4 protein-coding genes are annotated in these 5791 nt (G+C 40.4%); all 4 read right to left on the bottom strand.

Going from position 1 to position 5791, the window contains the following annotated elements; translation table 11 throughout:
* Positions 1-377 precede the first annotated feature (377 nt).
* Positions 378-701: a hypothetical protein gene (locus V7K46_RS12440; protein ID WP_335113457.1), complete on the bottom strand. Its 324-nt coding sequence runs from the start codon at positions 699-701 to the stop codon at positions 378-380.
* A gap of 271 nt (positions 702-972) precedes the next feature.
* Positions 973-3807, bottom strand: a complete 2835-nt coding sequence (locus V7K46_RS12435; RefSeq protein ID WP_335113455.1) for a DEAD/DEAH box helicase — start codon at positions 3805-3807, stop codon at positions 973-975.
* 301 nt (positions 3808-4108) lie between these two features.
* Entirely contained in the window at positions 4109-5299 is a 1191-nt protein-coding gene (locus tag V7K46_RS12430) for a hypothetical protein (RefSeq protein WP_335113453.1), read from the bottom strand.
* A gap of 3 nt (positions 5300-5302) precedes the next feature.
* Positions 5303-5677, bottom strand: coding sequence for a DUF559 domain-containing protein (locus V7K46_RS12425; protein WP_335113451.1), 375 nt, complete (start codon positions 5675-5677; stop codon positions 5303-5305).
* Between the last annotated feature and the right edge of the window lie 114 nt (positions 5678-5791).

Genomic DNA, 5791 nt, shown 5'->3' with positions numbered 1-5791 from the left:
TTAATCCTTCTTTCTATTCACTCTACTTTAGTTCCTATGTACTACTAAAGAGACTTTTTATTGATGTGTGACAGTTAGGGTGCGGAAGGTGGGATGAAATCTTACCGACAACTACAGAAACCTTTGTTTACATTGCTATGATTCGTTTGATGCTCAAACAGCTTGCGTAATTGAAATCACCTATCAAAAACTTTTCAGACATCCTCTAAGTTGACCCAACGCTGTAGAACTCAGCAGCCAATTCACAGTATTCGGTCATCGCTTCACCACAACTGGCTAGAAATCCACTAGAAAATTTAACAGTAAATCTGCTCCTGGCGTACTCGCCCACTTTATAGCGATCGCTTGGTATTTTCTTTAAGAATCAGGGTGAGCGCTCACTTTCCCACAGAATTATCGCAAGTATTCTCCCACACTGCCATGAACTTTTGCCACTCCTCGTCTGTCTCAGGCGCTTCGTCTTTGGTCAGCCCGACAAAGCTCTTGATGTTCTTGTGGGAGTGTCGATAGTTGGGGCGATGCCTACGGTGGGCGGCTTTTAGAGCGATCGCTACTTCCTCCATTCCTAGATTTGCCTTCTCAGCACCCCATCGCCAGCAACCATGTCCTGCGTCCCACCAAAGAAGAAGCTCAAAATCACAGTTACCGTCTGTGATGCGCTGACTGATGCTGACTTCTAAACTTTGTAATGGCAACTTCAAGATTATTCGTTTTTTGCGTAAAGCACGAAACTTGAGGTGAATAGTATTATATAACGGTATTTACTATGGATAAACTAGAGACAAAAGTAAAAGTCTCCTATATAATTTATTTCTATAAAAAACTGCTCTGGCTTTGGTCTAGGGCAGTTTTCTATTGCACGGTAGAAGCCAGATTCTGAACCCTAGCCAATGGTGAATCATCTACCTGTTGTCACCAATTTGTCTATGTTATTTTTTTAACCTTGCTGCTCTGCTTATTTCAACATAGGTTTTAAGTATTCTGCTTCGCTGAACTAATTGCATCCAATAAAAATAAACCCACATCTTTATGCAATGGTTCATTATGCTGTGGACAAGCCGTTGAATGTAGGCATCTTGGACAACCAGCTTCACAATCACATTCCGCTGCTAAAGCATAAGATGCAGCAGCAAATTTTGTGAACTCGGAGAAAATAGCTTCTGCTGCCCCATTCCCACCTTCACAGGTGTCAAAAAAGTAACCAATGTTCCTGCTTTCTTTTTGTATGGCCAATTCATCTACATCCAAACTGGAGGATAAAACTACCATTGGTACAGCTTTAACTATCTGGTGCTGGATACTATGCAATGCCGTCACTTCAGCACTGCTACTCCACAATGATTGATAAAGTTCTGGAACCTCACCTCCATTAGCAGTCATAATTTCTTGTTTGTATTTATTGACAGTTATTTGTAGGGCTTTCTGTAACGGCTCATTTAACTCTACTAGTACGCAAGGCGCTTGGTATTTTGTGACGTATGCCTCTGAAAATGCTATTTCTTTTTGAAGTTTTGTCACTTCTGCTGCACTCAGCGCCTGCTTACACAATGAACAGCTTTTTCCTTCAAGTGGTTTTTTATAATTAGCGCAACGTTGGTTTTTACAAGTCATTCCGTAGGTACGCTTCATCAATCTATAACCAATTACAGAATTCGTAATTTCTCCCCAGACAAGAGTTAAACGTAAACGAGCGTCTTTGATATTAGTAGGGATAATTTTAGATTCTGCCAAGGTAGAAAGTGGTTGAATATCTAATTCTGACTCCGCTTCAGTAAATAAATCTGTATCTTTTCCTAGAAATGTTAGTACTGCTTCTCCTTTGTCAGAATTTAGGCTTTCACTACGGTATGCTATTAATTGACCACTTTCATCTTGCACCATATATATGGCTTCGGGAAATACTTCTCGATGGGCTAAAGGCAGCGACATACTTTCTAAAATTTCGCCCGTATGTTTGTTAATTAAAGAAATTGACCTTTGAGTGCTACTTCTGATATTAATTTCTTTATGAGGATAGCCTCTCCCCCAAAGTTTTCCATTAGTGCTTAAGAAAATTTTGTTTTGTTGTAAAAGAGAATCTGCAACTGCACCGGCTGTTTTTCCAAAACGAGTATTGAGTTCTCCTAAAGCTAAACTACTTTCAATGCAACCACATTCTAAATGTTTACCTAGAATTGTTGGATAGTCAGGGTTAAATGCAGCAGATTCAACTTCTCCTGATAGTAACTGTTCGTTATGTCGAGCGTAGTATACATCAATCGGGTTTTGTCCTAATGGCAGATAAATCACTAGCCCGTGCTGTTTGCGTCCGGCTCGACCAACTCGTTGCCAAAATGACATCAGACTACCTGGAAACCCTCGAATTAGACAGCAGTCTAGTTCGGGTAAATCGATTCCTGCTTCTAGGGAAGAAGTTGAAATAATTACCTTGATTTGTCCACCTTGGAGTTTTTGAATAATCTCGCTACGGCGATCGCCCGTTAAGGAACTGTAGAAAACTGCTACCTTGCTGGTTAGATAACCTAATCCAATGCGTTGGGTTTCTCGTTGGATTAACCCAAGTAAACCTTTGACAGCTGCACGAGAATTACAAAAGACAATCCCACTCAAGTTATGCTGCAACCAGGAAATCACTATTTTAGTAGCTTCAACATTAGCTGCATTGCTTGGAGCAAGAGATAATAAGGTTCGTCCTTTATAGGGAGCGCCACTATCCTCAATCAGGTGTAATCTTTGGGGTTGATGGGTTCTGCCGCTAAACCGCAATGCCATATCTTGAGGATTTCCGATCGTGGCACTAGAACAAATAAATTGCAGTCTTTGGGAATTACCACCAACTGCATCAACTGCTAACCTCAGTCGCCGCATAAGATTAGCAAAGTGTGCGCCAAAAGCCCCAGTATAGGTATGGCTTTCATCAATTACACAGTAGCGTAACTGTCTTAAAAACTGTCGCCATCCTTCTCCATCATCCCGACGGCGCACATTATAAAGATAGTAATGCAATAAGTCGGGGCTGACTGCCAAGATGTTTGGAGGGTTGGGGATAAAAAAACGTTGTCGCTCATTAGCTAGTGTATCTCCCGTCATCAGTGCGAGTTTTAGACGATTGTTGGGCATCGCCTTGACAAGCGATTGTAACTTTCGCATTTGGTCAAGAGCTAACGCTTTAAGTGGAAAAATGTACAATGCTGTTGTTTGCGGTTGCTTAACACACGATTCCAGGATAGCCAAGTTGTAGCACAGCGTCTTTCCGCTTGCTGTGGGCGTAGTGATACTCAAGTCAAACCCAGCACGTAACTTTGTTAGAGCTTCTAATTGGTGAGAATAAATCTGAGTGATACCGTTATTCTGTAACGCTAAACGTAAAGCCGATGGTAAATCGCCCGGTAGGGGGTGAATTATTCCTTGGTTAGCATTTTTGATATCTATCGCCCTAATGCTTGCAATCAGTTCTTGTGCTACAGACTGAAATACTACCTGGGGGATTTGTTGAATCCGCTCCGCAGTTGTTGTGATTGCGGCGTTGTTCTCTTCAAGGAATGCTGCGAAAGAAACTAAGTTAGCGTTACTTGCTTTAATTGATCCCAAAGCCAGAGCCTGCTCCCAATCTTCAAATTGGGTTGGCTTAACTTCTTCTACAAACTTGACAATCAACCGTCTGCCCAATAATGCCATTACCTCCCCAATTCCATACTCTGGTGAGTAAACATATCTACCTGCACTTAGCCATTCAGGGGGTTCTGGACTAATTTGGTTGGCGGCACGGATAATTGTAGCGTAATCGGTTGGTTTGTTATCAGTCACAAATTTATGTTTCTGCTAGCAGTAAGTTATTTGTTACTGACTGTCAGTATAAACCTAATGAATTTAATCTGGCATTTTGGCTATGTTTCCATTGAGCGGCAAAAAGACGCAATGTGTAGCCAAGTTTAAATTACTATATTTATAGTATTAATTGAATCAAAAATTTTACGTTTACTACGGAATAATAAAATATTCGGATCTCAAACTTAACAAAAATTAAACGAAGAACCAAAATTGGTTAATTTATTTTACATCTAATGAATTACTTAATTTTCAAATATAGGAAGAGGAACTATCGCACTTATAGCAATGGTCGTTTAGGACATTTATTTGTTTTATGTAATTCAAATTTTGTAGTTTTAACTTTTGCACTGCAATAAGGACAGCTTACTAATGAAGATAAAGTTGTGTTGTTTGTTGGTGGTGAAATAGATAAATTTAAAGCGCGATGTCTTGCTCTTGTAGCCCCACGACTTTGAGCGCGGCTATTTGGCTTCAATGCAAGAGATATCTGTTGCTGTGTTTCAATGAGCGAATTGTCATGTAATCCTTTATTTTGACAAGGATAATTATTTCGTACCCTTTTAGCTGCCATATCTATTGCCTCAGCTTCTGTCCATTGTTTCATAAGTTGTAGGTCTGTAAAGCTGGCAAACTGATTTAAAATTGAGTTATTTTCTGTAACTTGAGCAATGACTTGAACGATAGTTTTACAGCAACTTTGGGGATAACAAATAACTTGTTCTTCACTAAAACGAATCACAATCCACTGTTTAGCTAAAAAAAATCTGTTGCGGTTACTGTCTTTCCAAGCTCCGACAAAGTGAGTTGGTGCGCCAGTGGGATAAACATAAGGTTCATCTATCTCAATATCGATGTACAAATTCAACTCTTTGTCAATATATGCAAAGTCTGGAGTATATGGATAGTCAAAATCAGGAATCTTGAGAGTTAGCCCTTTATGAATCTTGCTAGGAAAATATCTACTAAGATGATTACCAAATAAAGCTTCTGCTTCACCTCTTCTTGCCCCACTACCACTGCCATCGTGAGGTACAGTTTGACTAAGTATTTGCAATAGCAACTTGTAGCGAAACTCAGCCACTCGTTCAGGACTTTGGGAAGCTTTTACTTCCTCCTGATGCTGGTGCTTCTTAATTTCATAATCTTTCAGCTTCTTGGGGTAGCTTTCAACCTCATGATCATGCTTTTGCTTGCGTTGAGGATAGGTGGTGATTTGATCCCATACATGACCTGCGATCACTCCTGCTACTGCTAAGAATAATAACCATCCTGGTATAGATGTCAATTGAGAAACTATAGGGATAGTGGGAATAGCAACTGCTGTTTCCACTGCTATCAAAGTGTTGTTTATTTTCTGTGGCTTTGTCCCCGGTTGTTGTGGTGGATCTGGAGGTATGGGTGCTGGTGGCAGCGCTAATTTGGCTCTCTCAATTCCCACAGGAATCAAAATTATTGGATATTGACTCATAAATTAAACCAAAAACATATTCAAAAACTCAATCACGACATTTTCAGGCTGCTCAAAGCATTCTTTTGCTGCAAACCTAGCTGTAGGAATACCTTCTCGTAGCAGCACCCTGTCTCGCACATAGTCTCTAGCTATCTGTAAAGATTCTTGATGATGATTCCCATCTACCTCTAAAACCATAGACTTGCCTCTGTAAAAAACCAAAAAATCAACTTCAATGCGTCCTGTAAGCCAACCACTTGCATCAGATACAGGGGAACCTTGTCGCCCAATTCGACCGCGTGAATTAGCAAAGAATAAGACTCCTTTATTATCCAGTTCCTCAGCAATTTTGATTTCGGCTTTAGAACGAAAGTACACACCACCCCATTCATACATAGGGTTTACATCAGTCTTAAGGGACTTCCAAAAAATAAAACATCCCATAATAGATAATGATAATCATTAGGAGGGGGGAGAAAGCGGTAGCCGACGGCTGCCGCTTTCTCCCCC

The sequence above is a fragment of the Nostoc sp. genome (assembly GCF_036917395.1).
Taxonomy (GTDB): Bacteria; Cyanobacteriota; Cyanobacteriia; order Cyanobacteriales; family Nostocaceae; genus Nostoc.
The sequence above is the reverse complement of the archived record's forward strand: the minus strand, read 5'-3'. Positions and strand labels throughout refer to the sequence as shown.